25 protein-coding genes and 1 pseudogene are annotated in these 26,547 nt (G+C 72.6%); 17 read left to right on the top strand and 9 right to left on the bottom strand.

Annotated features, from left to right (window positions below; all coding sequences use genetic code 11):
• Positions 1 to 21: 21 nt before the first annotated feature.
• Positions 22 to 579 (top strand): YbaK/EbsC family protein, encoded by a 558-nt coding sequence (locus tag SACE_RS33680; RefSeq protein ID WP_009946188.1) that lies wholly within the window; start codon positions 22 to 24, stop codon positions 577 to 579.
• A gap of 54 nt (positions 580 to 633) precedes the next feature.
• Here the strand turns inward: SACE_RS33680 and SACE_RS33675 are convergent, their stop codons facing one another.
• Together SACE_RS33675 and SACE_RS33670 are read right to left on the bottom strand one after the other, a co-directional pair.
• The gene (locus SACE_RS33675) at positions 634 to 1,071 is read right to left on the bottom strand and encodes a VOC family protein (RefSeq protein ID WP_009946189.1); all 438 of its coding nucleotides are present in this window, start codon (positions 1,069 to 1,071) and stop codon (positions 634 to 636) included.
• Between the two features lies 1 nt (position 1,072).
• Positions 1,073 to 1,654 carry a DinB family protein gene (locus tag SACE_RS33670; RefSeq protein ID WP_011875223.1) on the bottom strand — a complete coding sequence of 194 codons (582 nt, stop codon included), beginning with the start codon at positions 1,652 to 1,654 and terminating at the stop codon, positions 1,073 to 1,075.
• 61 nt (positions 1,655 to 1,715) lie between these two features.
• Here SACE_RS33670 and SACE_RS33665 point away from each other — a divergent pair, with 61 nt between their 5' ends.
• On the top strand, positions 1,716 to 2,675 hold the full coding sequence (locus SACE_RS33665; RefSeq protein WP_009946192.1) for a helix-turn-helix transcriptional regulator: 960 nt from the start codon (positions 1,716 to 1,718) through the stop codon (positions 2,673 to 2,675).
• A 77-nt stretch (positions 2,676 to 2,752) separates the two neighbouring features.
• Here SACE_RS33665 and purU read toward each other — a convergent pair whose 3' ends face one another.
• The 4 genes from purU to SACE_RS33645 all read right to left on the bottom strand — a co-directional run bounded on the left by purU (position 2,753) and on the right by SACE_RS33645 (position 5,898).
• The gene (gene purU, locus SACE_RS33660) at positions 2,753 to 3,625 is read right to left on the bottom strand and encodes a formyltetrahydrofolate deformylase (RefSeq protein ID WP_009946193.1); all 873 of its coding nucleotides are present in this window, start codon (positions 3,623 to 3,625) and stop codon (positions 2,753 to 2,755) included.
• An 89-nt stretch (positions 3,626 to 3,714) separates the two neighbouring features.
• On the bottom strand, positions 3,715 to 4,449 hold the full coding sequence (locus SACE_RS33655; protein WP_009946194.1) for a maleylpyruvate isomerase N-terminal domain-containing protein: 735 nt from the start codon (positions 4,447 to 4,449) through the stop codon (positions 3,715 to 3,717).
• A 19-nt stretch (positions 4,450 to 4,468) separates the two neighbouring features.
• Complete coding sequence (locus SACE_RS33650; protein WP_011875221.1) at positions 4,469 to 5,380, bottom strand: class I SAM-dependent methyltransferase; 912 nt, start codon at positions 5,378 to 5,380, stop codon at positions 4,469 to 4,471.
• On the bottom strand, positions 5,380 to 5,898 hold the full coding sequence (locus SACE_RS33645; protein ID WP_011875220.1) for a DUF2505 domain-containing protein: 519 nt from the start codon (positions 5,896 to 5,898) through the stop codon (positions 5,380 to 5,382). The genes SACE_RS33650 and SACE_RS33645 overlap by 1 nt, the downstream gene beginning before the upstream one ends.
• Positions 5,899 to 5,935: 37 nt before the next feature.
• Between SACE_RS33645 and SACE_RS33640 the strand changes: the two genes are divergently transcribed.
• Both SACE_RS33640 and SACE_RS33635 read left to right on the top strand, forming a co-directional pair.
• Positions 5,936 to 7,036, top strand: coding sequence for a UDP-N-acetylmuramate dehydrogenase (locus tag SACE_RS33640; protein ID WP_011875219.1), 1,101 nt, complete (start codon positions 5,936 to 5,938; stop codon positions 7,034 to 7,036).
• 83 nt (positions 7,037 to 7,119) lie between these two features.
• On the top strand, positions 7,120 to 8,127 hold the full coding sequence (locus SACE_RS33635) for a chymotrypsin family serine protease (RefSeq protein ID WP_009946199.1): 1,008 nt from the start codon (positions 7,120 to 7,122) through the stop codon (positions 8,125 to 8,127).
• A gap of 471 nt (positions 8,128 to 8,598) precedes the next feature.
• Here the strand turns inward: SACE_RS33635 and SACE_RS33630 are convergent, their stop codons facing one another.
• Positions 8,599 to 9,345 carry an SDR family NAD(P)-dependent oxidoreductase gene (locus tag SACE_RS33630; protein ID WP_011875218.1) on the bottom strand — a complete coding sequence of 249 codons (747 nt, stop codon included), beginning with the start codon at positions 9,343 to 9,345 and terminating at the stop codon, positions 8,599 to 8,601.
• 144 nt (positions 9,346 to 9,489) lie between these two features.
• On the opposite strand from SACE_RS33630, the gene SACE_RS33625 reads away from it, so the two are divergent.
• Positions 9,490 to 10,665, top strand: coding sequence for a L,D-transpeptidase (locus tag SACE_RS33625; protein ID WP_011875217.1), 1,176 nt, complete (start codon positions 9,490 to 9,492; stop codon positions 10,663 to 10,665).
• Positions 10,666 to 10,747: 82 nt separating this feature from the next.
• On the opposite strand, the gene SACE_RS33620 is transcribed toward SACE_RS33625, so the two are convergent.
• Complete coding sequence (locus tag SACE_RS33620) at positions 10,748 to 11,080, bottom strand: ArsR/SmtB family transcription factor (RefSeq protein ID WP_009943952.1); 333 nt, start codon at positions 11,078 to 11,080, stop codon at positions 10,748 to 10,750.
• Between the two features lie 220 nt (positions 11,081 to 11,300).
• Here SACE_RS33620 and SACE_RS33610 point away from each other — a divergent pair.
• From SACE_RS33610 to SACE_RS33555, 12 genes and pseudogenes are all read left to right on the top strand, one after another.
• A pseudogene (locus SACE_RS33610) lies at positions 11,301 to 12,592 on the top strand (MFS transporter).
• Positions 12,593 to 12,804: 212 nt separating this feature from the next.
• On the top strand, positions 12,805 to 14,106 hold the full coding sequence (mshA, locus tag SACE_RS33605) for a D-inositol-3-phosphate glycosyltransferase (protein ID WP_009943956.1): 1,302 nt from the start codon (positions 12,805 to 12,807) through the stop codon (positions 14,104 to 14,106).
• The gene (locus SACE_RS33600) at positions 14,103 to 14,600 is read left to right on the top strand and encodes a type III secretion system chaperone family protein (protein WP_009943958.1); all 498 of its coding nucleotides are present in this window, start codon (positions 14,103 to 14,105) and stop codon (positions 14,598 to 14,600) included. Before mshA ends, SACE_RS33600 begins: the two co-directional genes overlap by 4 nt.
• 89 nt (positions 14,601 to 14,689) lie before the next feature.
• Complete coding sequence (locus SACE_RS33595; protein ID WP_011875215.1) at positions 14,690 to 15,544, top strand: DUF4349 domain-containing protein; 855 nt, start codon at positions 14,690 to 14,692, stop codon at positions 15,542 to 15,544.
• A gap of 567 nt (positions 15,545 to 16,111) precedes the next feature.
• Entirely contained in the window at positions 16,112 to 16,543 is a 432-nt protein-coding gene (locus tag SACE_RS33590; RefSeq protein WP_009943962.1) for an OsmC family peroxiredoxin, read from the top strand.
• An 86-nt stretch (positions 16,544 to 16,629) separates the two neighbouring features.
• A complete protein-coding gene (locus tag SACE_RS33585; RefSeq protein WP_009943963.1) occupies positions 16,630 to 17,370 on the top strand; it encodes a phosphoglyceromutase in 741 nt (246 codons plus the stop codon).
• 278 nt (positions 17,371 to 17,648) lie between these two features.
• Positions 17,649 to 18,866: a sensor histidine kinase gene (locus SACE_RS33580; protein ID WP_031334437.1), complete on the top strand. Its 1,218-nt coding sequence runs from the start codon at positions 17,649 to 17,651 to the stop codon at positions 18,864 to 18,866.
• Positions 18,863 to 19,543 (top strand): response regulator transcription factor, encoded by a 681-nt coding sequence (locus SACE_RS33575; RefSeq protein ID WP_009943965.1) that lies wholly within the window; start codon positions 18,863 to 18,865, stop codon positions 19,541 to 19,543. Before SACE_RS33580 ends, SACE_RS33575 begins: the two co-directional genes overlap by 4 nt.
• A 997-nt stretch (positions 19,544 to 20,540) precedes the next feature.
• A complete protein-coding gene (locus SACE_RS33570; RefSeq protein ID WP_011875214.1) occupies positions 20,541 to 21,584 on the top strand; it encodes a Ppx/GppA family phosphatase in 1,044 nt (347 codons plus the stop codon).
• Positions 21,581 to 22,966, top strand: a complete 1,386-nt coding sequence (locus SACE_RS33565; protein WP_009943967.1) for a hypothetical protein — start codon at positions 21,581 to 21,583, stop codon at positions 22,964 to 22,966. The genes SACE_RS33570 and SACE_RS33565 overlap by 4 nt, the downstream gene beginning before the upstream one ends.
• A 52-nt stretch (positions 22,967 to 23,018) precedes the next feature.
• Positions 23,019 to 23,882, top strand: a complete 864-nt coding sequence (locus tag SACE_RS33560) for a sugar phosphate isomerase/epimerase family protein (RefSeq protein WP_009943968.1) — start codon at positions 23,019 to 23,021, stop codon at positions 23,880 to 23,882.
• A gap of 145 nt (positions 23,883 to 24,027) precedes the next feature.
• Positions 24,028 to 24,819, top strand: coding sequence for a thioesterase family protein (locus SACE_RS33555; protein WP_009943969.1), 792 nt, complete (start codon positions 24,028 to 24,030; stop codon positions 24,817 to 24,819).
• Between the two features lie 85 nt (positions 24,820 to 24,904).
• Here the strand turns inward: SACE_RS33555 and SACE_RS33550 are convergent, their stop codons facing one another.
• On the bottom strand, positions 24,905 to 26,524 hold the full coding sequence (locus tag SACE_RS33550) for a long-chain fatty acid--CoA ligase (RefSeq protein ID WP_011875212.1): 1,620 nt from the start codon (positions 26,522 to 26,524) through the stop codon (positions 24,905 to 24,907).
• Between the last annotated feature and the right edge of the window lie 23 nt (positions 26,525 to 26,547).

The raw sequence follows: 26,547 nt of genomic DNA, 5'->3' as shown, positions 1-26,547 counted from the left end.
GCCGGCTTGTATCGTCGCGACATGGCTGTTGACTGGTCGCTGGCCGCGGGCACGCTCGAGGTCGTCCCCGCGCTGGAACGTCCCGACCTGCTCGCCGATCCGGTCGCCGAGGCCGTCCGCGCTCTCGACGAGGCCGAGGCGGCGCGCGTCGGGGTGACCGAGATCGACCCGGAGCTCGCCGACACCGCCGCGTTCTGCGCGCAGTACGGGTCGCCGCTGGAGCTCTCGGCGAACTGCGTCGTCGTCGCGGGCAAGCGCTCCGGTGAGGTCCGCTACGCGGCGTGCCTGGTGCTGGCCACCACCCGCGCGGACGTCAACGGGGTCGTCAAGCGGCGGCTGGACGTGCGCAAGGCGTCCTTCGCGCCGATGGACGAGGCGGTTGCCCTGACCGGCATGGAGTACGGCGGGATCACCCCGTTCGGTCTTCCCGAGGGCTGGCCGGTCCTGGTCGACGCGGCGGTCGCCGAGGTGCCCGCCGCCGTGGTCGGCAGCGGGCTGCGGCGCAGCAAGATCCTCACCGCGGGCGAGGTGCTGGCCGGACTGCCCGGCGCGGAGGTCATCGAGGGCCTCGGCCGCTGACTGGTCGCGGCCGGCGGAGCGGACCCGTGGCCGTCGGCGCCCCCGCGCCGCTGATCAGTCGAGGCAGAACTCGTTGCCCTCGGGGTCGGCCATCACGATGTGACCGCCGTCGAGCGGCGGCGCGGGCTCGTGGCGCCGGACCCGGGTGGCGCCGTGGGAGACGAGCCGCTCGGCCTCCGCTTCCAAGGCCGTCATCCGCGCGTCGCCCTCGAGCCCGGGGGCGGCTCGTACATCGATGTGCACGCGGTTCTTGGCCTGCTTGCCCTCCGGCACCCGCTGGAAGAACAGCCGCGGCCCGGCGCCTGCGGGGTCCAGCACGGCGGAGGCGTCGTTGCGGTTCTCGGGCGGCACCCCCATCGCCTCCAAGGCCTGCTCCCACGACTCGAAGCCCTCGGGCGGGTCCTGCAACCGGTAGCCGAGGGCCTCGGCCCAGAACGCGGACAGCCCGGCCGGGTCGCCGCAGTCGAAGGTGATCTGGACGTCGCGGGCCATCTCAGCTCGCCTCCCGAGTCCGCCGGTGGGTGTGCAGGTGCAGGTCGCGGAGCAGGCACACCTCGGCCAGATGGTGCACCACCTCCCGGTTGATGTGCAGCACCAGCGCCGCCATCGGTCGCTCGGCGTGCGCTCCCTCCGCCTCCCCGCACGGGCGGGCGAGGCCGCTTTCGCCGAGCGACTCGACCCCGGCCTGCCAGGTCGCGTACTCCGCGTCGAGCTGTTCCAGCGCCTCGGACGCGGTCGCGGCGTACTCGAACGACCAGTAGTCGGTGGGCGTGCGGCCGAAGTGCGAGGCGTTGCGCATCGCGAGCACCCCGACGATCACGTGGCCGAGGCGCCAGGCGATCGTGGTGAACGGCGCCGGGTCGGGCTCCGGCATCGCGAAGTCGATGGTCATCGCGCCGGACCCGCCCTGCACCGGTGCGGTGCCGGTGCCGCGCGGGCGCACGTTCCAGCAGCCGGGCGCCGGCTCCCAGAAGTACTCGTCGTCGGTGAGCCCGTCGAGGCGTTCGCGGAGCTGGTTGGTCCAGTGCCACGCGAGCTGCTCTCGGAGCAGGGGGTTCCAGGTCAGGTCGGTCATGCGCCCAGCCTCCCGCCAATAGCGGACAGGGCCGTTCCGTGATCCGTGCGACGATGAGGGCGTGACCGTGGAGGCGACGACCGAGCGGGTGCTGCGGTTGCTGGCGCTGCTGCAGCGGCGGCCGTCCTGGACCGCCGCCGAGCTCGCGAGCGAGCTGGGGGTCACCGACCGCTCGGTGCGCCGCGACGTCGAGCGGCTGCGTGCGCTCGGCTATCCCGTGCACGCGACGGCGGGCGTCGGCGGCGGCTACCAGCTCGGCGCGGGCACCCGGCTGCCGCCGCTGCTCCTCGACGACGAGGAGGCGACCGCGACGGCAGTCTCCCTGCGGCTGGCGGCGGGTGGAACGGTCGCCGGGGCGGGCGAGGCTGCGCTGCGGGCGCTCGCGAAGCTCGACCAGGTGATGCCGCCCAGGCTGCGCGCCGAGGTGCGGGCGGTGCACGGCGCCACCGAGACCCTCGTCGGCCCCGGGGTGGAGATCGACGCGGAGCTGCTGGTGACGCTCGCGCGAGCCTGCCGCGACGCCGTGCGGGTCCGCTTCCGGTACACCGGCCGCGACGGCGAGGCGCGCGAGCGCACCGCGGAGCCGGTGCGGATGGTCACCACTGGTCGCCGCTGGTACCTGATGGCCCGCGACGTCGACCGCGACGACTGGCGCACCTTCCGGCTGGACCGGATGCGCGAGGTGGAGGCGACCACCTGGCGCTTCCGCCCGGCCGAGCATCCGGACCCGGTCGCCTACGTGCAGCGGTCCGTGGCCGAGGCGCCGTACCGGTACCTCGCCCGGGTGCGGCTGCACGCCCGGCCCGAGCAGGTGCGGGAGCTGGTGCCGCCCCAGGTGGGCCGCGTCGAGGACGACGGCGACGGGTGGTGCGTGCTCGTCGCCGGCGGCGAGGACCTGGACTGGCTCGCCGTGCACGTGGTCCGGCTGGGCTTCGACGCGGAGGTCCTGGAACCGCCGGAGCTGCGGGAGGCCGCCGCCCGGCTCGCCCGCCGCCTCGCGGCGATGGCCGGGACCGGCTGACCGACGCGGCAGCGCCTCGGTCGGTCCTCGCTGGACACCGCGCCCGGCAGGCCGAGCTCCGGCTGCAAGACGACCGGCTAGAAGACGACCGTGCGCTTGCCGTGCATCAGCACGCGGCCCTCGAGGTGCGAGCGCAGACCGCGGGCCAGCACCAGCTTCTCGATGTCGCGTCCTTTTCGGACCATGTCGGCCACCGAGTCGGTGTGGTCGACGCGGATCACGTCCTGCTCGACGATCGGGCCCGCGTCCAGTTCGGCCGTCACGTAGTGGCAGGTCGCGCCGACCAGCTTCACCCCGCGCTCGTAGGCCTGGTGGTACGGGCGGGCGCCGGCGAACGACGGGAGGAAGCTGTGGTGGATGTTGAGCGCGCGGCCCGACCACGCCTCGCACAGCTCCGCGGGCAGGACCTGCATGAACCGGGCCAGCACCACCGCGTCCGGCTCGTGGGCGTCGACCAGCTCCCGCACCTGCGCGAACGCGTCCGCCTTGCCCTCGGAGTCCTTCGGGAACGGGACGTGGTGGAACGGGATGCCGTGCGCCTCGGTGATCGGGCCGAGGTTCGGGTGGTTGCCGATCACCGCGCGCAGGTCGACGTCCAGCTCGCCGGAGCCGATGCGGCCGAGCAGGTCGTGCAGGCAGTGACCTTCGCGCGAGACCAGGATGACCACGCGGCGGCGCTCCGCGGTGTCCGAGACCCGCCATTCGGTCCGGTCGCCGAGTTCGGCGGCCACCGCCGCGAAGCGGGTGCGCAGCTCCTCCAGGTCGAACGGGACGGAGTCGGCGCGGACCTCCTGCCGGGTGAAGAACCAGCCGGTGTCCGGGTCGGTGTGGTAACCGGCCTCGACGATCCAACCGCCCCAGTCGGCGAGGAAACCCGCGATGCGGGCGACGATCCCGGTGCGGTCGGGGCAGCCGAGGCTGAGGACGAAACGACGTTCAGGCGTGGTCACGGTTGGTCATTCTCGCAGGCCGGACGTGGTGCCGTGGGAGGCGCCCGGTCACGCGCGGTGATTCTCGTCCGGTAGGGACGCGGCCGGGCTCAGCGGCCAGCCGCGACGTGCGCCAGCACGGCGTCGCCGGTCACCGACGCGTGGCTCGGCCGCCCCCACACCTTGCGGTAGACGGCGTCGGCGGTGCCCGCGACGGTGGCGTCCACTTCGGTCGCGTCGAGCGCGGAGTCGTGCGGCGAGCCGATGTCGGGCGCCGCGCCCGGCCGGTAGGTGACCAGCCACGCCCGGCCCGCGTCGGCGGCGTGGTAGAGGACGCGTCCGCTGTGCTCCTTCGCGGACCAGTCGCCGAGCGGCAGCAGCAGCGACAGCAGCTCGTCGATTCCGTCGGCGGCGAACTCCGGGTCGAACAGCAGCTCCTGCACGTGTTCGCCGCAGGCGTGTTCGGCGTCGAGCCGGTGGATCGCGGTCTCGTGCGCCATCCGCCGGGTCCACGAGGACGGTGTGCCGCCGGGGAAGAAGGACCACACCGGACGGTCCGGGTCCGCTGTGGACAGCGCGGTGGTGAACTCGACGAGCTGCTGGTTCCAGAAGTCGAAGGCCGCGTCGAAGTCCTCGGGAACGCTCTGCGGCGCAGGCCGCTCGTCCGACGGACCGAGTTCCAACGCCAGGTTGGCCATCGCGTAGACCCGCGCGAGGTGGCGCACCAGCCGGGTGACGTCCCAGCCGGGACAGGTCGGCACGGGCGCGTCCGGTCCGGCGTCGACGGCCGCGGTGCGGAACGCGGAGGCCTGCTCTTCGAGTGCGTCGCGGAGGGAGGCGCTCATGTTGCGGATTCTAAGACCCTCACCCGGAGTTCCGACCCTTCGATTGGAACGGACTCCCCGGGGACAGTCCGGCGCGGGGGATGCTGGGGGCGACGGCCGACCACGGGACGGTCAGCTCGCCGAGGCGCCAGCGGCGCCGCCGGTCCAGCACCGGCCAGCCGAGCCCGGCCAGCATGGCCACCGCCTCCGCCCACCTGGCGCGCGGGCCGAACGGCGCGTGCGGTGACGCCTTCGCCCAGCACGCGTCCAGCTCGGAGAGCAGGGCGTGCACGCGCTCACCGGGCACGTTGCGGTGGATCAGCGTCTTGGGCAGCCGCTCGGCCAGATCAGACGGCCGGTCGAGGTCCGAAGGCAGGCACGCCAGAGTGAACGTCAGCGGTCCGTCGCGGTCCAGCGTCACCCAGCAGCAGCGGCGGCCGATCTCGTCACACGTGCCCTCGACCAGCAGGCCGCCCGGCGCCAGCCGCGAGCGCAGCTCGTCCCACGCCTTCCACGCCTCCGCCTCGGTGTACTGGCGCAGCACGTTCAGCGCCCGCACGAGCGCCGGGCCGTCCGAGCCCGCGACCCCGGCCGCCAGCCCGGCCAGCTCGAACCCGCCGCGGCGGAACTCCAGCGCGGGCGGGTCGGCGACCAGCTTGCCCGCCGCCACCCGCTCCGGGTCGATCTCCAGTCCGAACACGCGCGTGTCGGCGCGCAGCGGGCGCAGCCGCGAAGCCAGCTCGACGGTCGTCACCGGGGACGAGCCGAAACCCAGGTCGACCACCAGCGGGTCGGCGGCCTCGCGAAGCGTGCGCGCGACCCACGGCGTGCCGGCCATCCAGCGGTCGATGCGGCGCAGCCGGTTCGGGTTGGTCGTGCCCCGCGTCGGCACCCCCAGCGCACGCGCCCTCCCGGCGGCCAGCCGCGGCGCCTTCTTCCGAGGCGTCGACATCAGCTGTGCCGGGCCAGCCAATCGCTCGTGTAGCGCTCCTCGGCGGCGAGCAGCTGCTGGATCTGCTCGCAGACGAACTCCTCCAGCTTGCCGCCGACGAACGGCACGTTGACCCGCACGCTGCCGTCCACCACGAACTCGCTGACCGCGGCACCGGCCGGTTCGGCGAGGTCGCGCAGCCACATCGAGCCGGTGATGGAGCACGGCGCACCGGCGATCTCGGCGGCGATCTCGCCGGTGTAGTGGCCCTCCTCGGCGCACCGCCACGACTCGCTGCGGTCGATCATGAGATCGCCGCCCACCACCGTCCGCGCGATCGGCGGCAGCGACTCCGCCCGCACCCCCTGGCGCACCTGGAACCGCACGTCTTCACCGGTGGCGACGTGTTCTACCAGCTCGGTCTTGGTGCCGCCGATCTCGTTGAGCCGGTTCTTGAGGTAGTCGACGTCGACCAGCGCCTCGTACACCCGAGATGCGGGCCATTCGGAGGTGCTTCGGTGCTCGATGCGGCGTGCCATGCAGCGGAGGTTACCTTTGGCAACCGTGATGCCCTCCATGTCCGGTGCCGAAGGAACCCGCGACGGCGCCTCCCCGACCGGCGGCTCCGCGCTGGCCGCGTACACCACGCTGCGGCTCGGCGGCCCCGCCGCCGGTTTCGTGGTCGCCGAGGACGCCGAGACCCTCGCCGACGCCGTGCGCGAGGCCGACGCGGCGGGCAGCAGGCTGCTGGTGCTCGGCGGCGGCTCGAACCTCGTCGTGGCCGACGAGGGCTTCGACGGCCACGTCGTGAGGATCGCCACCAGAGGACTGCGCTTCGACAGCGTCGGCGACGGGCTGGTGCAGCTCACGGCCGAGGCGGGCGAGGACTGGGACGCGGTGGTGGCCGAGACCGTGCGCCAGGGCCTCGGCGGCCTGGAGTGCCTGTCCGGCATCCCCGGGCTCACCGGCGCGACCCCGGTGCAGAACGTCGGCGCCTACGGCGTCGAGGTGTCAGAGCTGCTGCTCTCGGTCGACCTCCTGGACCGGCGCACCGGCAACGTCCGGACCGTGCGCGCCGAGGACCTCGGGCTGGTCTACCGGGGCAGCGTGCTCAAGCACAGCGATCAGGCCGTGGTGCTGCGGGTGCGCTTCCTGCTGCGCGACGGCGGGCGCTCGGCACCCGTGCGCTACGCCGAGCTCGCCCGCACGCTGGACGCGGAGCCGGGTTCGCGCGTCGACGTCGCCGAGGCCAGGGAGGCGGTGCTGGCTCTGCGCCGCGGCAAAGGCATGGTGCTCGACCCCGCCGACCACGACACCTGGAGCGCGGGCTCCTTCTTCACCAACCCGATCGTGGAAGCCGCCGACCTGTCCGCGGTGCTGTCGCGGATCGGCGCGAAGGTCGGCCCCGACCAGCGCGTTCCGCAGTACCCGGCGTCGGACGGGCGGACGAAGCTGTCGGCGGCGTGGCTGATCGAGCGCGCCGGCTTCGGCAAGGGCCACCCCGGCCCCGGCGGCCGCGCCCGGCTCTCGACCAAGCACACCCTGGCGCTGACCAACCGCGGCGAGGCCACCACGGCCGACCTGCTCAGCCTTGCGCGTGAAGTCCGGGACGGGGTGCTGGCGCAGTTCGGCGTGTCCTTGGCGCCGGAACCCGTTCTGGTGGACTGTGCCCTGTAGCAGGCGTGGCGCACCGGCCGTAAGAGTGACTCTTCGTGACTAATTAATCACCCTGTGTGTTAATGGTAGGTGGAGGGGCCACCATGCTGAGCATCAGGGAACTTCGTGACCGCGCGGTCATCCGGCCGATCAAGCGGGCGGTGGAAGACCAGTTGCTGGATCTTCCGGGTGTCACCGCCGTCGACATCGGCGAGAAGCGCACGTCCGGACGAAGCACCGGTCAGCAGGTCATCGTGGTGTCGGTGGCGAACAAGCTGCCCGCCGACCGGCTGGCGTCCGAGCTGCAGGTGCCGGCCGACATCCTCGGCATCCCCACCGACGTCATCGAGGAGACGCCGGTGCTGCACCACCTGCACGCGGGAGTCGACCAGCCCGCGCCCCCCATGCAGCGCCGCACCGACCGGATCGGCGGCGTCCGGGCGGGTGGCGGTATCGCTCCGCACCGCTCGGTGCAGCTCGCACCCCCCTTCGTGCCCGCCACCGGCGAGTACCGGCGGATCGGCACGCTGGGACTGCTGGTCACCGGCAACGGCCCGGCCTCGGTGACCATGGGCCTGACCACCTTCGACGTGGCGTGCCTGGACGACGCGTGGTCGGTCGGCGACCGGATGATCGACCCCGACCTCGACGAGGTCTACGCCGACCTGGCGCGGGCGGCGCTGTCCGGGCGGGTCGACGCGGCGGCGGTCAGCCTCGGACCGGGCGTCCACCACCGCGGGGCGATCGACGGCATCGGCCCCGTCGGGGGGCAGCGCGGGGCGTACCCGGGCGAGGTGGTGCGCAAGAGCGGTTACGCGACGGGCCTGACCTCGGGCATCGTCACCTCCATCGACACCACGCTGCGCGTGGACCACGGCGACGCGCTCGGCGTCCGCATCCTGCGCGAGCAGATGCGCATCACGACCACCGCGGCCCGCTTCGCCGGCGCGGGCGACGCGGGGGCGGCGTTGATCGACTCCACCGGCTACGTCGTCGGCCTGCACATCGCGGGCAGCGGCGACGGCGAGACCGGCTTCGCCAGCCCCATCGCCGACGTCCTCGCCGAACTCGACGTCGAGCTCTACACCGAGAGCGAGAGGTTGGAGGTCTGACGCGCAGCGTCAGGTGGCCCGAAGGGCCTCCGGCCGCAGGCCGGAGGAAAAGCGGCGGTGGTGGTGCCGCTCGCGCTCGTGCCGCCCCGCCGCTCGCGTGCTGCTTCCGACTCTGCATGGCTGCGCGCTCGCGCCGCTCCGTCTGACGTCGGCCCGCGCACTGCCTTCGACTCGGCGCGGGCTGCACGTTGCCCGGGTCTTGCCCGGTCGCTCGCGTGTTGCCTCTGACTCCGTGCGCGGCTGCGTGCTAGCGCCCGCCCCGGGCTAAGACCGCCCGGTCGCCCCGCGCACTGCCTCCGGCGCCGTGCGTCGCCCTGCGCAGTTGCCGCCCCGCCGCCCGCGCCCTGCCCGGGGCGCGCCCGTCGCTCGCGCGAGCCGCCGCGCCCTGCGCGCGCACCGGCGCCGCGCGTCAGGCCCGCCGAAGTCCACCCCGCGCGCCGCCTTCCGCGGCGCGCGGGGTGGACTTCGGCGTCACGACTGCCGGTGCGCGCGGGTGGCGGAAGCCTGGTCGCGCGGCTTCATCTCGATGAAGTCGAGGTTGACGTGGGAGGGCCGGGTCACCGCGAACGCGATGACGTCGGCGACGTCGTCGGCCGTGAGCGGGGTCAGGCCCTGGTAGACCGCGGCCGCGCGCTCGGCGTCACCGCCGAAGCGGACCTCGGAGAACTCGGTCTCCACCATCCCCGGCGCGATCTCGGTGAACCGCACCGGCTCGCCGAGGTGCTCGCCGCGCAGCGTGCGGTGCAGCGCGCCCTGCGCGTGCTTGGCGGAGGTGTAGCCGGAGCCGTTGTCGTAGATCTCCGTCGCGGCGATCGACGTCACGGTCACCACGTGTCCGTCGCCGGAGGCGACCAGCTTGGGCATCAGCGCCTTGGTGACGCGCAGGGTGCCCAGCACGTTGGTCTCCCACATCCAGCGCCAGTCGTCCTCGTCGGCGTCGGCGACCTTGGCCAGGCCCTTGGCGCCACCGGCGTTGTTGACCAGCACGTTGCAGGTCTCGACCCGTTCGACGAAGGCCTCGACCGAGGCCGGGTCGGTGATGTCCAGCGCGACGGCGACGCCGTCGATCTCGGAGGCCAGTTCGTTGATGCGCTCGACCCGGCGGGCTCCCAACACAACGCGGAAACCCTCGGCGGCGAGCTTGCGGGCGGTGGCCGCGCCGATGCCGGAACTGGCACCGGTCACCACGGCCCAACGGGTGTCAGGTGTCGTGCTCACGCCCCGATCTTCCCCCAACCCCGCGGCGGGGGGCGTGCGCTCACCCGATCGATGTGACACGAGACACTGTGGTGCCCGGACATCTTTTCGGGGCGTCATACGTCTTACACACAGGGTCAAAGATCGATCGGAAAGAAGGTCAAGGTGCTGAGCAGGGTTGGGCGCTCGCGTTCGCGGGCGCTGTGGACCGCGGTGGCGGGCATGCTGGCGGCGTTGCTGCTGGTGTCGGGATGCGGATCGAGCGCGCCCGGCGGCAGCGGGAACGCGGCGCAGGCGGCACCGGTCGCCAAGGTCTCGATCGAGCCGGGTGCCGGTGCGGTCGACGTCAACCCGGCCGCGCCGATCAAGGCGGGTGTCGAGGGCGGCAGGCTCGACGAGGTCACCCTGACCAACTCCGACGGCAAGCAGGTCGCGGGCGAGCTGGCCCAGGACGGCCGGAGCTGGAAGGCCACCGAGGCGCTGGGCTTCGGCAAGACCTACACCTGGTCGGGCAAGGCCACCGGTTCCGACGGCCGGACGGTGCCGGTCGAGGGCGAGTTCACGACGCTGAAGCCGGCGAAGACCGTGCGCGCGACGATCAACCCCACCGACCACGCCGAGGTCGGCGTCGGGATGCCGATCAGCCTGAAGTTCGCCGAGCCGGTGCAGGACAAGGCCGCCGCGCAGCGGGCGCTGGCGGTGCGCACCTCGGTTCCGGTCGAGGGCTCGTGGGCGTGGCTTTCGGACACCCAGGTCGACTGGCGGCCCAAGGAGTTCTGGCCGGCGCACACCAAGGTGTCGGTCGAGGCCAAGCTCTACGGCGTGCACTACGGCAAGGGCCGCTACGGGGTGGCGGACCTGAGCACGGAGTTCACCATCGGCCGCGCGCAGATCGTCAGGGCCGACGTCAACACCCACATGATGGTCGTGGAGCGCGACGGCAAGCAGGTCGCCAGCTACCCGGCGAGCTACGGCAAGTCGGCGGACCCGAACCTGAACACGCCGAACGGCACCTACGTCGTGATGGAGAAGAAGCCCGTCGAGATCATGAACAACCCGCGCTACGGCTACACCGACGTGGAGAAGAAGTGGGCCCTGCGGATCTCCAACCACGGCGAGTTCATCCACGAGAACGAGGAGAACCGGGCCGCGCTGGGCAAGGTGAACAACTCGCACGGCTGCGTCAACCTCAGCGAGGCCGACGCGAAGGCCTACTTCGACAGCGCGCTGCTCGGCGACCCGGTGGTGGTGACCGGCTCCAACGCCGGCATGCCGCCGCACTACGACGTGTTCGACTGGCTGCTGAGCTGGGACCAGTGGAAGCAGAAGTCCGCGCTCTGACGCGCTGAACGACCGCCGAACGGCCTGTTCGTCCGGAAATCCCGGATGGGCAGGCCGTTCGTCGTTGCGCCCTGGCGCGGCGTCAGCCGCCCGCCGCGGGCGTCGCCGCTTCCGGCTGCTTCGCCGCGTCGAGGATCGCGTGCAGCAGCCCCGGGAAGCGGGCGTCGAGGTCGGCGCAGCGCAGGGTGAGGAAGTGCTCGCGCCCTTCCGGCCGCTGGTGGATGACGCCGCTCTCGCGCAGGACGCGCCAGTGGTGGGTCATCGTCGACTTCGAGACCGGCGAGGGCAGCGCTCCGCACGAGTGCTCGCCGCCTTCGGCCAGCGCCCGCACGATGCTCAGCCGCACGGGGTGCCCGAGCGCGGTGAGCACGTCGGGGAGCTGGATCTGCTCGCGGGTCGGATGGTGGAACGCCACTGCCGCATAGTACGCGAACCGTCGTACTGATCACATCTGATCTTCCCGCCTTGTAGCGGCACCCACGAATGTACGACGATCTGCGAACAGTAAAACTGTTCGATGGTCGCCTTACCATCGTACGGAGGAGATCGACTTGTCCACCGCAGTTCTGCCGGACGCCCGGCCGCGCCACCGCGCGGCCCTGGCCCTGCTGGCGTTCGCGCAGTTCATCATCGCTATGGACTACAACATCGTGTTCGTCGCGCTGCCCGAGATCGGCGTCGGGCTGGAGTTCTCCGCGCAGACCCTGCAGTGGGTGGTCAGCGCGTACGCGGTGGCTTTCGGAGGCTTCCTGCTGCTCGGCGGCCGGGCAGGCGACCTGCTCGGGCGACGCCGCACGTTCGTCGCGGGCATGACGCTGTTCGCGCTGTCGTCGCTGGTCGGCGGGCTCGCCGCGACGCCGTGGCTGCTGGTCGTGGCCCGCGCGGTGCAGGGCCTCGGGGCGGCGCTGCTGTTCCCGGCGGCCCTCTCGCTGATCAACACGACCTTCGCCGAGGGGCGCGAGCGCAACCGCGCGCTCGCCGTGTGGAGCGCGGCCTCGCGCTCGGCGCGCTGTTCGGCGGGGTCCTCACCAGTGCGCTCGGGTGGGAGTCGGTGTTCCTGGTCAACGTGCCGCTGTGCGCGGCCGGCGCGCTGGCGGCGCTCCGGCTGATCCAGCCGGACCCCGTGCGCGAAAGCGGGCGAGCCTTCGACCTGCCGGGCGCGGTCACCGCGACGGCCGGGGTGACGCTGGTGGTGTTCGCCCTGGTGGAGGGGCCCGAGATGGGCTGGGGGCAGCCCGCCGTCGTCGTCAGCGCGGTGCTCGGCGTCGTCCTGCTGGTGGCTTTCGCACGCATCGAGTCGCGCAGCGCGGACCCGGTGATGCCGCTGCGACTCCTCCGCCACCGCGACCTGGTCGTGGCGATGGCGGTCACCGCGGTCTTCATGGCCACCTTCGGCGTCCAGTACTACTTCCTGACGCTGTACCTGCAGGACGTCCACGGGTACTCGGCGTTGGCCACCGGGCTCGCGTTCCTGCCGCAGAGCCTGCTGACGACGGCCGGAACGTTGCTGGGCGAGCGGATGGTCGGCCGCTTCGGGGTGCGGAACACGCTGGTCACCGGGCTGCTGCTGGGTGCCGTCGGCATGGTGGCGCCGGCGTCGGGCATGGCAGGCGACGGGACCTACGCCGGACTGCTGGCCGGGATCGCGGTCCTCAGCCTGGGGCAGGGCCTGACCTGGACCGGCATGTGGATCGCGGCGGGGACCGGGGTCGAGCACCACGAGCAGGGCGTGGCTTCGGGAATGGCCTCGACGGCGCAGCAGGTCGGCGGTTCGGCCGGGCTGGCGGTCCTGGTGGCCGTGGCCGGCGCGGCGGCGTCCCCGGTCGGCGGCCTGCGCACGGCGGTGTTCGCCACCGCCGGTGTCGCCGCGGTCGGCGCGCTGGCGGCGCTGGCGTTCCGGCGGCGCGAGGACCGCGCCCTCCGGTAACCGGGAGCCGAACACCGCGCGTCCGGCCGCCGAATGTGAACAGCGCCACCCGGCGGCGCCGGAACAGGGGGTATGGCGCCGCCGGGGCGGTAGCGTCGTCGCGGGCCCCGGCGCGATCGGACGCTACGGGAATGTTTCCGCGGTCGAAAATGTCGGGGTGGAGGGCGCTCGAAAGGCTCGGGCCGCCGGCGAAAGGCCTCGATGGACAGCAGATGACCGCCACCACTGATCTTTCGCGCACCTGGCCGCGCCGGGCCGCGGTGCTCTCGCTGCACACCTCCCCGCTCGAGCAGCCGGGCACCGGCGACGCGGGCGGGATGAACGTCTACATCGCCAAGACCTCGGCGAAGCTGGCCGAGCTGGGCACCGAGGTCGAGATCTTCACCCGCGCCACCTCCTCCGACATCCCGCCGGTCGCGCAGCTCGCGCCGGGCGTCACGGTGCGCAGCCTGCTGGCGGGCCCCTTCGAGGGCCTGGACAAGAACGACCTGCCGTCGCAGATCTGCGCCTTCGCCGCCGGCGCGCTGCGCGTCGAGGCGCGCCACGACCCCGGCTACTACGACGTCGTGCACTCGCACTACTGGCTCTCCGGGCAGGTCGGCTGGCTGGCCAGGCAGCGCTGGGGCGTGCCGCTGGTGCACACCGCGCACACCCTCGCCAAGGTCAAGAACGCCGCGCTCGCCGAAGGCGACACCCCCGAGCCGATGGTGCGCGTGATGGGTGAGGAGCAGGTCGTGGCCGGCGCCGACCGGCTCGTGGCCAACACCGAGTTCGAGGCCGCCGACCTGATCGAGCGCTACGACGCCGACCCCGAGGCGGTCGCGACCATCCCGCCCGGTGTCGACCTGGAGCGGTTCACCCCCGGCGACCGGTCGGCCGCGCGAGCGGAGTTCGGGTTACCCGCGGATGCGGTCGTGCTCGGCTTCGTCGGCCGCATCCAGCCGCTGAAGGCGCCCGACGTGCTGCTCAAGGCCACCGCGGCGCTGCTCGACCGGCACCCCGGACTGCGGGAGCGGTTGGTGGTGCTGGTCGTCGGAGGCCCGTCGGGCAGTGGTCTGGAGCGGCCGCGCGCCCTGCACGAGCTGGCGAGGTCGCTCGGCATCACCGACGTCGTCCGGTTCCTGCCGCCGCAGCGCGGCGACGCGCTGGCGTCGGTGTACCGGGCGTGCGACGTCGTCGCCGTCCCCAGCTACAGCGAATCCTTCGGTCTGGTGGCATTGGAAGCGCAGGCTTGCGGTACTCCGGTGGTCGCGGCGGCGGTCGGCGGACTGCCGGTCGCCGTCGCCGACGGCGTCTCCGGCCTGCTGGTCGACGGGCACGAGACGCGGCGCTGGGCCGACGCGCTGGCGTCGGTGGTGCTGAGCCCGGGACGCCGTGCCCGGCTCGCGGCGGGGACCACGGGGCACGCGGCGGGGTTCTCCTGGGAGAGCACCACCGAGGCGCTGCTGGACACCTACGCGCGGGCCAGGACGACATTCGACGCACGACTGCGGATCCGGGAGGTCACCGCGTGAGCCTCGACGAGGTCATCAGCTCAACCCTGGACGAGATCGGGCTGGAGTACCAGCACCGCGAGGACGGGCGCTTCTTCGTCACGCTGCCCGGCACCAAGAAGCTGCAGACCAACTGCTGGCTGCTGGTCGCCGAGCACGCGCTGGTGGTCGAGGCGTTCGTGTGCAGGCAGCCGGACGAGGCCCACGAGGAGGTCTACCGCCACCTGCTGCGCCGCAACGCCCGCCTCTACGGCGTGCACTACACGATCGACTCCAACGGCGACATCTACCTCGTCGGGCGCATCGGCCTGCACGCGGTGACCGCCGACGAGCTGGACCGCATCCTGGGCCAGGTGCTGGAGGCCGCCGACGGCGACTTCAACACGCTGCTGGAGATCGGCTTCGCCACCGCGATCCGGCGCGAGTGGGACTGGCGCACCTCGCGCGGCGAGTCGCTGGCCAACCTGCGCCCGTTCCAGCAGCTGATCGAGCGCGATCGGCCCATGTCGGGCTGAGCGCCCACGAGCGCGGCCCTGCAACGCCGTGATCACCTCCGCTCGTCCTCCGGTTGTCCGCGACGCGGACGCAGACCGAGGAGAGTGGAATGCGCGAACGCAAGGGCACGTGGCGATTACGTCGACCGGCCGTGGCGTTGCTGGTGGGGGTGCTGGCGGCTGGATGTTCGGCCGGGCAGGACGTCTCCTCGCAGGCAGGGCAGCCGGCGATCGCCCCGGACCGGGCGACCGAGTCCGACTCGAAGGGCCTGCACGCCCAACGGCAGCCGAATCCTGCGGTGCCGGAGCGGCAGGTGGTCCGCACCGCCGAGCTCGGCCTGGAAGCCGCCGACGTGACGGGCACGGCAGCCCGCGTGCGCGGGATGGCCGAGGCAGCCGGAGGCCACCTGGCCCAGGAGGACAGCTACCGCGGCGGCACCGACCTGGTGCTCAGGGTGCCGTCGGAACGACTCGACCGGATGCTCGACGAGATCGCCGGTCTGGGCGAGGTCACCGCGCGGAGCCAGCGCGCCGAGGACGTCACCGACCAGGTCGTCGACACCAGGAGCCGGATCGAGTCCCAGCGGGCGAGCGTGCAGCGCCTGCGGGCTCTCATGGACCAGGCCACCAGCGTGGCCGACATCGTGCGGATCGAGAGCGAGCTGAGCAGTCGCGAGTCCGAGCTCGACGCCCTGCTGCGGCGTGACGCCGCGCTGTCCGGGCAGGTGGAGCTGGCCACCCTGGACGTCCGGATCTCGGCTCCGCCGTCGGTCGCGGGCGATGACGGCGACACGGGTTTCCTGGCCGGGCTGGCAGGCGGGTGGAACGCGCTCACGGCCTTCGGGGCGTTCGCGCTCACGGCGCTCGGCGCCGTCCTGCCGTTCGCGGTGGTGCTCGCGGTCCCGGCCACCGCGGGATGGCTGCTGCTGCGGCGCAGGCGGCTGCTGAGGCGTTCGGAACTCTGAGAGCCCGCCGGGGGTGGGCCGAGCGGCTACGCCGCTTCGAAGATGGCTCTGTGGCTCCCCGGCTGCGGGTGGTCCGGGGTGGCGTCCTGAGCGGGACGCGCGGGGCGGTTCGGGAGAGAGGGGGAGTCGCGAGCTCGAACCGCCCCGCGTAGGGGTCCCGCCTGTCGGGCCGATGGGCGGGGGGCACCCGCGGCCCGGCGGGGCGCGGTCCAGATTGGGGGAAAGCGAACCGCGCTCTTTGCTCTCATCGAATCGGGGAGTGCGTGGGAGCCGATCAATGAGAGCGATGACAACTTCGCAGAGTCGCGCACCGGTCACAAGTCCGGCGCTTTACTCCATTGGGGTGAAGTTGGGCACTGAAAGTAACGCACCGGAATCGAGACGCTGTCGGTTTGCGAAAGTGAGTGAGCTGCACCACTTTCGAGTTACGGAGATGCGGTGATCGGATAACCGTCCCGTGACGGCCACAACCAAAGCTGCGGCCTGCCGCGCGCTGCGGGATCGTGGCCGGAGGGTCCGTGCGGGCCCGCGCGTGCACCGATGAGCGAACCCGCCGAGGAGCGTGAAATGACCGAGCGAAACGCCACCACCCAGTGGACCGGAGACCTCAAGTCCGGCTCCGGCAACGTCGCGCTGGAGTCCTCCGCGGCCGGGACCTTCCCGGTCACCTGGGCGTCCCGGGCCGAGGCGCCCGAAGGCAGGACCAGCCCCGAGGAGCTCATCGCCGCCGCGCACTCGTCGTGCTACTCGATGCAGCTCTCCGGGCTGCTCACCGCGGCGGGCACGCCGCCGGAGTCGATCAGCACCAGCGCCGAGGTCTCGTTCGGTCCCCGCGGGGACGGCTTCGCGATCACCGGCATCGCCCTGACCGTACGGGCCAGGGTCCCCAGCGCCGATGCCGCGTCCTTCGACGAGGCCGCCCGCAAGGCCAAGGACATCTGCCCGGTCTCGGCGGCGCTGACCGGCACCACGATCAGCCTCGACGCCGCTCTCGAGTGACGCCCGCGCCCACCGGGGCGCCCGGCCCCGGTGGGCGTCGTCACGGGTCGCTCCGGAGCCGTATCCGCTGGTTATAGCCTGGGCCCATGACTGCTGGGACTCTGGTGCTGCTGCGGCACGGTGAGAGCACATGGAACGCCGAGAACCTGTTCACCGGCTGGGTGGACGTTCCCCTCTCCGAGAAGGGGCAGGCCGAGGCGACGCGCGGCGGTGAGCTGCTCCGCGAGAGCGGAGTGCTGCCCGAGGTGCTGCACACCTCGCTGCTGCGCCGCGCCATCTCGACCGCCAACATCGCCCTCGACGTCGCCGACCGGCACTGGATCCCGGTCCGCCGCGACTGGCGCCTCAACGAGCGCCACTACGGCGCGCTGCAGGGCAAGAACAAGAAGCAGACCCTGGAGGAGTACGGCGAGGAGCAGTTCATGCTCTGGCGCCGCTCCTACGACACGCCGCCCCCGGAGATCGAGCCCGGCAGCGAGTTCAGCCAGGACGGCGACGCCCGCTACGCCGGCGTCGACGCGCCGCGCACCGAGTGCCTGAAGGACGTCGTCGCCCGCCTGCTGCCGTACTGGGAGGACGCGATCGCGCCGGACCTGCGCGCCGGCCGCACCGTGCTGGTCGCCGCGCACGGCAACTCGCTGCGCGCGCTGGTCAAGCACCTCGACGGCATCTCCGACGCCGACATCGCGGGGCTGAACATCCCCACCGGCATCCCGCTGCGCTACGACCTCGACGACGACCTCAAGCCCACCAACCCGGGCGGCACCTACCTCGACCCCGAGGCCGCGGCGAGCGCCGCGGCGGCGGTCGCCAACCAGGGCCGCTGACCGCATCCGGGCGGGGCGCCGTGCGCGGTCGCCCCGCCCGTTCCCGGCGCTCCAGCACGGACCCGTGCACCTGATCAAGTGACACCGGGACGAATGATGCGAGTGGTGTTCGTGTCTCTGCGTCCAACGCGGCGGAACCGCTCGTCGTGGCACACGTGAACCGGCCCCGACCCCAGGGTGAAATGGGGGTGAAGAAACGGACCGATTCGTGTCATGGGTATCACGGAACGCCCATGTGGACTGGCCTCCGCCCGCCTCGGCCTGCTTACGATGCTTGCGTGACCGCATTGGGCTACACCGCCCTGATCATCGCCGTGCTGCTCGTGGGCGCGGCGAGTGGCTATCTGGCCGCGAGGGCGACTCGGCGTTACGAGCGAAAGCAGCCGAAGGGCCCCACCGTCGCCGAACTCCTCCAGCGACTGGTGCACACGACCGACAACGGCGTCGTCGTGGTCAACAAGTTCGGCGACGTGGTGCTGCACAACCCGCGCGCCGACGAGCTGGGGCTCATCCGCGACAACCAGGCCGACCCGCGCGCCAGGAAGGCCGCCGAGCAGGCCATCGCCACCGGCGAACCCACCGCGGTGGACCTCTCCCCGCTCGGCCGCGTCCTGCGCGGCCGCGGCCCCGCCGCGGTCCTCGGTGACGCCCGCCCGCTCGGCGACGGCTTCGCCGTCATCGACGCCGGTGACGAGTCCGACGCGGTCCGGCTGGAGGCGACCCGCCGCGACTTCGTCGCCAACGTCAGCCACGAGCTCAAGACCCCGGTCGGCGCGCTCGCGCTGCTGGCCGAGGCGGTGCTCGACGCGGCGGACGACCCCGAGGAGGTCCGCCGCTTCTCCACCAAGATCCTGCACGAGTCGACCCGGCTGGGCACGCTGGTCTCCGAGCTGATCGCGCTGTCGCGGCTGCAGGGCGCCGAGCGGCTGCCCGAGCTCACCACCCTCGAGGTGGACGCCCTGGTCGAGGAGGCGCTGGGCCGTTGCCGCATCGGCGCCGAGTCGGCCGGGATAGAGATCGCCGTGGACGAACCGTCCGGCCTGCTGCTCGACGGCGACCGCACGCTGCTGGTCACCGCGCTGAGCAACCTCGTCGACAACGCCGTGTCCTACTCGCCGCCTGGCAGCCCGGTCTCGATCAGCCGCAGGCTCTCCGGCGACTTCGTCGAGATCGCCGTCACCGACCGCGGCATCGGCATCGCGCCGGAGCACCAGGAACGTGTCTTCGAGCGGTTCTTCCGCGTCGACCCGGCGCGGTCGCGGGCCACCGGTGGGACCGGCCTCGGGCTGGCCATCGTCAAACACGTCGCCGCCAACCACGGCGGTGAGGTGAAGCTGTGGAGCAGGCTCGGTACCGGCTCCACCTTCACACTGCGGGTGCCCAGGCACGCCATCGGTGACGAGGGCGCACAGCCCGAGCCGGAGCGGGCGCCCGCGCGGTCGAAGACCGAGAGTGCGGACGGGGTCGAAACCGTCGAAACGGGAGGAGTCCGGTGACCAGGGTGCTGATCGTGGAGGACGAGGAGTCCTTCGCCGACCCACTTGCCTTCCTGCTTCGGAAGGAGGGCTTCACGGCGGCGGTCGCGACGACCGGTCAGGAGGCGTTGGAGGAGTTCGACCGCAACGGCGCGGACATCGTCCTGCTCGACCTGATGCTGCCGGGCATGAGCGGGACCGACGTCTGCAAGCAGCTCCGGCAGCGCTCGGCGGTACCGGTGATCATGGTGACCGCGCGGGACAGCGAGATCGACAAGGTGGTCGGGCTGGAGCTCGGTGCCGACGACTACGTCACCAAGCCCTATTCGGCCCGCGAGCTGATCGCCCGGGTGCGCGCGGTGCTGCGCCGCGGCGGTGAGGCCGAGGACATGCTGCCGCAGGTCCTGGAGGCCGGGCCGGTGCGCATGGACGTGGAGCGCCACGTCGTGACGGTCTCCGGCGAGGAGGTCAGCCTCCCGCTCAAGGAGTTCGACCTGCTGGAGTACCTGCTGCGCAACGTGGGCCGGGTGCTGACCCGCGGGCAGCTCATCGACCGGGTGTGGGGCGCGGACTACGTCGGCGACACCAAGACGCTCGACGTGCACGTCAAACGGCTGCGCTCGAAGCTCGAGCCCGACCCGGCCGAACCCCGCTACCTGGTGACGGTGCGCGGGCTCGGCTACAAGTTCGAGGTGTAGCGGGCGCTCGTGGACCTGGGGCGCGGGACCGGTTTCCAGGGCGCTGGGGCCGGTCCCGCCCCATGTCCGGACGGCCGCGCCCGGCCCGCCCCATGTCCGGACGACTGCGCCCGGCCTCCGCGCCCCGGCGACGGCCTCCCGGCGGAAGGCGGTCGGGGCCTTGGCGGGCGGAGGGCGGTTTCGACGGCGCGGTGGCCAGAGGGCGGCTCGGCGGTGCCGTGGCCGGAGGGTGGCCTGACCGCGCGGTGGTCGGAAGGTGGCTCGACGGCCTGGTGGCCAGAGTGTGGCTCGGCGGTGCTGCGGCCGGAAGGACGTTTCGAGTCCTGGTGGCCAGAGCGTGGCTCGGCGGTGCTGCGGCCGGAAGGACGTTCCGAGCCCTGGTGTCCGGAGGGCGGCTCGCCGGCGCGGTGGCCGGAAGGCGGTTCGCGGTCCTGGCGGCCGGGTCGGTTCGACGGTGCCGTGGCCGGAAGGCCGGTTCGAAGCCCAGGTGCCCGGCGGTTGGCTCGCCCCCACGGCGTCCGACGCGCGCGCCCCGAGACCGGGCCGGAGGCGTCCGCTCCGGCTGGGCCGGCTTCGGGGTCGTCCGCCCCGGCTGCGTCCGCGCCGACTGCGTCCGCTCCGGCTGCGCCGGCATCGGACGCCTCCGCGTCGACTGCCTCCGCCCCGGCCGTTGCGCCCTCCGGGCCCATCACCTTCGCCCTGTCTGCCCGCTTCGCCGCATTTGTTGCTTCCGCCGGACCTGCCGCGCTACGCCGATCGGGTGGTTTCGCGCGGAGTGTCGGCGTGTCGGACACACCCGAATGGGCGCTGCCGACGGCTCACCTGCCGCGTCGCCGGGCTGTCGTACCACGCCACGTCGTCTTCCGCGCAGCGTTGCCACCGACCGGGTGAACAGCGGTGTTCCTGGTGCAGAAGAGCAGGTACGGACTGTGACAAGCATCCGTCATGGGCCCCACCTGGCCCAGTCGCGCGGTCGCAGCCGGTAACGTTGTCGCTCATGCGCCTAGGGGTGCTCGACGTCGGATCCAACACCGTCCACCTGCTCGTGGTGGACGCGCACCGTGGTGCCCATCCGACGCCCATGACATCGGAGAAGACCGTGCTGCGCCTTGCCGAGCGGATCGGCGACGACGGCCACCTCGGTCCCGAGGACGCCGACGAGCTCGTCCGCACCGTCGCGGGGGCCCAGGAGGCCGCGGTCGCGGCCGGGTGCGAGGAGCTGATGGCCTTCGCCACCTCCGCGATCCGCGACGCCGACAACGCCACCGAGGTGCTGGCGATGGTCCGGGACCAGACCGGCGTCGACCTCGAGGTCCTGCCCGGCGAGGATGAGGCCCGCTTCACCTTCCTCGCCGCCCGCCGCTGGTACGGCTGGTCGGCGGGCAACCTGCTGCTGCTCGACATCGGCGGTGGCTCGCTGGAGATGGCGATGGGCATCGACGAACAACCCGACCTTGCCGTGTCGTTGCCGCTGGGCGCGGGGCGTCTCGCGCGCACCGTGCTGCACGACCCGCCGAGCCGGCAGGAGGTCGAGGACCTGCGGGAATGGCTGGAAGGCGAGCTGGCGGGCACCGCCAAGCGGTTCCGCAAGCTCGGCAAGCCCGACCGGGTGGTGGCCAGCTCCAAGACGTTCCGGTCGCTGGCCCGCCTGACCGGCGCGGCGCCGTCCTCGGCGGGCCCCAGGGTGCCGCGCAAGCTGACCGACACCGGCCTGCGCCAGCTCCTGTCCTTCATCACCCGGATGTCGTCGGCCGACCTCGCGGCCCTGGACGGGGTCAGCAGCGCCCGCGCGCACCAGCTGGTCAGCGGCGCGCTGGTCGCCGAGGCGGCGATGCGAGAGCTGTCACTGCGGGAACTCGACATCTGCCCGTGGGCGTTGCGGGAGGGAGTGATCCTGCGTCGGCTGGACCACACCAACGGCAACGGCCACACTGCCATCCAGACCCGGGCCGCGGTCGGGTCCGGGCTGTCGGGGCCCCAGCAGGACGCGCAGCGAGTAACTGGACGGAAGGCTCAGCACGGGGCACGGTGGAATCGATGAGTCGGGACAGCGGGGCCAATGACCCCAGCCAGCGCACCGTCGCGGAGCTGCTCGCCGAGTACGGCGGCGGCTCCCAGCGCAGCACCCGGCGACGCCGCAGGCGTGCCGAAGATCCCAGCGAGACGGCTCCGCAGGCGATCATCGAACGGGTGATGTCGGACAGCGGCCAGCTCCGCGCCGTCGATCCGGACGCCGAGCCGCCGCAGCGCACCAGCCACCGCCCGCAGCCGAGGTCGGGCAAGCAGGCCCAGCCGCAGCAGGAGGCCCCGCCGACGGCGGGAGCCACGCAGGTTCCCCCGCCGACCGCTGGGGCCACGCAGGTCCCGCCGCCCGCGCCCCCGGCTCCTCCGCAGGAGTCGGCACCCGCGCAACAGCAACCGCCCGCACCCCCAGCGCAGCAGCAACCGCCCGCACCTCCAGCGCAGCAGCAACCGCCCGCGCCACCCGCGCAGGAGCCGGTGCACGAGGCGCCTCCCGCGCCGAAGAAGGAGGCTCCGGAGCCGCCGCCGAAGAGCAGCGGTGGCAGCTTCTGGGCGCAGCGCTTCTCGGCGGGCGCGGGGGACAAGCCCGCGCCCATGCCCGCTCCGCCGCCACCGGCCGCGGCCCCCGCCGACGGGCCGGGCGGGGACCCGGAGGCGACGATCCAGCAGCCCGCGCTGCCGCGTCGCCCCTCCCCGAAGCCACGGCCCAAGCCGGGGCCGCCGCAGGAGGTCGAGGGCGCCACCGAGCAGTTGCCGCGCGTCGAGGCCGAGGCCCGCAACGACGCCGACGGCACGGCGATGATGGCGTACCCGCCGCAGGCCGCCGAGCCGGAGGGCACCGCCATGATGGCGTACCCGCCGCAGGCCGCCGAGCCCGAAGGCACGGCGATGATGCCCTACCCCCAGCAGGCGGACGCCGACCGCGACGACGACCCGTACGACGACTTCGACTCCTACGGGGACCCGCGGGAGTACCAGGACGCCCAGGACTACGACGACTACGGGGACGACTACGCCGAGCCGAGGGACCGCGAACGCGCCCGCGACTACGACGACTACGACCCCGAGGCGCCCGCCGGGCTCGACTCCGACGACTACCTGTCCGACGAGGACGACGCCGACGACGACGAGGAGCGGTCGCCGACCAAGGAGTGGGGAACCCTGGTGCTGCAGGGCGGCGTCGGCGTCGTCAGCGGCATCGGCGTCTGGTTCGCCTTCAACTGGCTGTGGCTGCAGCTCGCCCCCGCGGCGCTCGCTGCGGCGCTGGTCGTCACCGGCTGCCTGGTGTTCATCGCCAAGAAGTTCTTGCGCGGAGACGATCTGAACAGCATTCTGCTGGCGGTCGTGGTCGGCCTGGTGTGCACGGTCTCGCCGGCGGCTCTGCTGCTGCTTTCGCACTGACCGCGCCACCGGCTGGGGAACTACACCGGACCTCGGGCATGCTGGGCAGGACATGACATCGGAACGAGTCCCCGAACGCACAGACGAACCGCACGAGAAGCACATACCGGTCGGGCTCTCGAGCGCGTCGGTGTGGCCCCAGCCTGCCCGGGCCGCCTTCGAGATGGCCGCGGACCTGGGTTTCGACGGCGTCGAGGTGATGGTCTGGGCCGACGCCGTCAGCCAGGACGTCGCCGCGCTGCACCGGTTGGCCGACCGCCACGGCGTGCCCATCCTCGCGGTGCACGCGCCCTGCCTGCTGATCACGCAGCGGGTGTGGTCGCCGGAGCCGGAGGAGCGGCTGCGGCGCTCGGTGGTGGCCGCAAGCGACCTGGGCGCCTCGACTGTGGTGGTGCACCCGCCGTTCCGCTGGCAGCGCCGCTACGCCGAGCGCTTCAGCGACCTGGTGGCGGAGCTGGAGGAGGCCAGCGGCATCCGGGTCGCGGTGGAGAACATGTTCCCGGTGCGCCCGCCCAACACGTGGAAGCGGCTTCGCGGTGGCAAGGCGTCGGGCCTGTCCGCGTTCAAGCCGTCGCCGGACCCGACCGACGTGGGCTACAACAACTACACCCTCGACCTCTCGCACGCCGCAGCCGCGCACGTCGATGCCATAGAGCTGCTGAAGCGGATGGAGGACCGCCTGGCCCACGTGCACCTCGCCGACGGCACCGGCGCGCCGCGCGACGAGCACCTGCTCCCCGGGCAGGGCACGCAGCCGTGCGCCCAGGTGTGCGAGGCGCTGGCGGCCGACGGCTTCGACGGCTCGGTGGTGCTGGAGATCAACACCCGCAAGGCCCGCAGCCCCAAGCAGCGCGCGGCCCTGCTGGCCGAGGCGCTGCTGTTCGCCCGGCTGCACCTGGAGCCGGCGGCCTCCTGAGGGGCCCACCGACCGGTGACCACCTGCGCGAAACCGATCCCGTGACCGCGAAGTGATCAAGAACGAGCAGGGTCCGTAGAATCGCTAACATGAATCGACTCCGCGCTTTGCTCCCCGATGAGCGTGGTTACTCGGTGGGTCGAGCGTGACCGACCTCCCAGACCTCTTCTCCGCGGCCACCGCTGTTCGTTCCCTGGGGGACGGCAGTTCCGTCGCCGATCTGCACCCGGACTGGTCAGTCGGAGACCGCCCGCACGGCGGCTACCTGCTGGCGATGATGGCCAGGGCGGCCACCGAGGGCACCGACCTGGCACCGCTCGCCGTCAGCGCGCAGTTCCTCCGCTCCCCGCAGACCGGCCCGGTCCTGGTCCGCACCGAGACGCTTAAGACCGGCCGCACCGTCACGGTCCGCCGCACCACGCTGGAGCAGCGGGGGCAGGTCTGCGTCGACACGACGATCACCCTGGGCCGGGTCCCGGTCGAGGAACCGGCGTGGTCCGATGTCCCGGACATGCCGGTGAACCCACCCGCGGAGGCGCTGGACCTGTCCACCTCCGACGCGGTGAAGTTCTACAACCTCGCCCGCACCTGCGACGTCCGCCTCGACCGCGCGAGCGCCGGGTTCCTGGACGGCGACGTGGACCAGCCGCCGAGGCTGCGGCTGTGGGCGAGACCGCGCGGGGCGCAGCCCGACGTGCTGTTCAGCCTGGTCGCGGGCGACCTGACGATGCCGGTGACGTTCAACATGGGCCGCTTCGGCTGGTCGCCCACGGTGCAGCTGACGGCCCTGCTGCGGGCCCGGCCCGCCAACGGCTGGTTGCGCCTGGTCGTCGACTGCAGGTCCGTGCACGGTCGCTGGTTCGACGAGGACACCACGGTCATCGACTCGACCGGCCGCATCGTCTGCCAGGCCCGCCAGCTCGCGATCAGCGCCTGAGGTCGCGCAGGCGGAAGCGCCGCGCCGGGCAGGCGGCGGGCAGCAGCCCCGCCGTCTGCGACCGGCAACAGGCGACCGGGCCGCCTCAGCCGAGGGTCTGCACGTCGAGCTCGCCCTGCGAGTGCTGCTGGCGCAGGCGCTTCTTGTCGAACTTGCCGACGCTGGTCTTCGGGGTCTCGGCGACGAAGGTCCAGTGCTCCGGCAGCTGCCACTTGGCCACCCTGCCCGCCAGGAACTCGCTGAGCTCCTCGGCGGTGGCCCGCTGGCCTTCCCGGAGCACGACGGCCACCAGCGGCCGTTCGTCCCACTTCTCGTCCGGCACGCCGATGACCACCGCCTCGGCCACCGCCGGGTGCGACATCACGTGGTTCTCCAGCTCCACCGACGAGATCCACTCGCCACCGGACTTGATGACGTCCTTCGCGCGGTCGGTCAGGCGCAGGAACCCGTCGGGGGAGATGTGCCCCACATCGCCGGTGCGCAGCCAGCCGTCGTGGAACTTCTCCGGGTCGTCCTCCTGGTAGTAGGCCCCGGCGATCCACGGCCCGCGCACCTCGAGCTCCCCGACGCTGCTGCCGTCCCACGGCAGCACCGAGCCGTCGTCGCCGACCAGCCGCGCCTCCACCCCGGCGGGAACGCGCCCCTGGCTGGAGCGGTAGGCCCACAGCTCGTCACCGGTCGCCCCCGCCGGAGGCCGGGCGACGCTGCCCAGCGGCGAGGTCTCGGTCATGCCCCACGCGTGCAGCACCGGGATGCCGTAGCGGTCGTGGAAGGCCCGCATCAGCGACGGCGGGCACGCCGAGCCGCCGACGACGACCTCCCGCAGCGACGACATGTCCTGCGGGTCCTGTTCGAGGTGCTGCAACACCCCTTGCCAGATCGTCGGAACCGCCGCGGCGAACGTCGGCCGCTCCGCGGCGATCATGTGCGTCAGCGGCTCCGGCTGGAGGAAGCGGTCCGGCATGATCAGCGACGACCCGACCAGGAAAGCGGCGTACGGCAGGCCCCACGACATCGCGTGGAACATCGGCACCACCGCGAGCGCTCGGTCGGCCTGCGACAGCGCCATCCCGTCGGTCATGCACACCTGCATCGAGTGCAGGTAGATGGAGCGGTGCGAGTACACCACGCCCTTCGGGTTGCCGGTGGTGCCGGACGTGTAGCACATCGCCGCGGCTGAGCGCTCGTCCAGCTCCGGCCAGTCGAACTCGTCCGGCTGCGCCGCCAGCAGCGCCTCGTAGTCGTGCACCTCCACGCCCTCGGGCGCCTCCAGCGATCCGCCGCCGACCACGACGACGTGCCGGACGGTGCCGAGCTGCGGGAGGATCTTGGCGAACAGCGGCAACAGCGTCGAGTCGACGATGACCACCCGGTCCTCGGCGTGGTCGGCGACGTAGACGATCTGCTCGGGGAACAGCCGGATGTTGAGCGTGTGCAGCACCGCGCCCATCGACGGCACCGCGAAGTAGGCCTCCAGGTGCTCCGCGTTGTTCCACATGAACGTGCCGACCCGCTGGTCGCCGGTCACGCCGAGCGCGCGCAGCGCGTTGGCCAGCCGCGCGACCCTCCGCCCGACCTCGGCGTAGTCCGAACGCCGCGCACCGTCGCCGGTCCAGGTCACGACCTCGGCGGTCCCGTGCGGTCCGCTGCCCTGGGCGAGTATCCGGGCGGTCGTGAGGGTGCCGTCCTGCATCGTGCTGAACATCGAGGTCATCCGCTCCTTCGATC

It is taken from the genome of Saccharopolyspora erythraea NRRL 2338 (assembly GCF_000062885.1).
GTDB classification, from domain to species: domain Bacteria; phylum Actinomycetota; class Actinomycetes; order Mycobacteriales; family Pseudonocardiaceae; genus Saccharopolyspora_D; species Saccharopolyspora_D erythraea.
The sequence above is the reverse complement of the archived record's forward strand: the minus strand, read 5'-3'. Positions and strand labels throughout refer to the sequence as shown.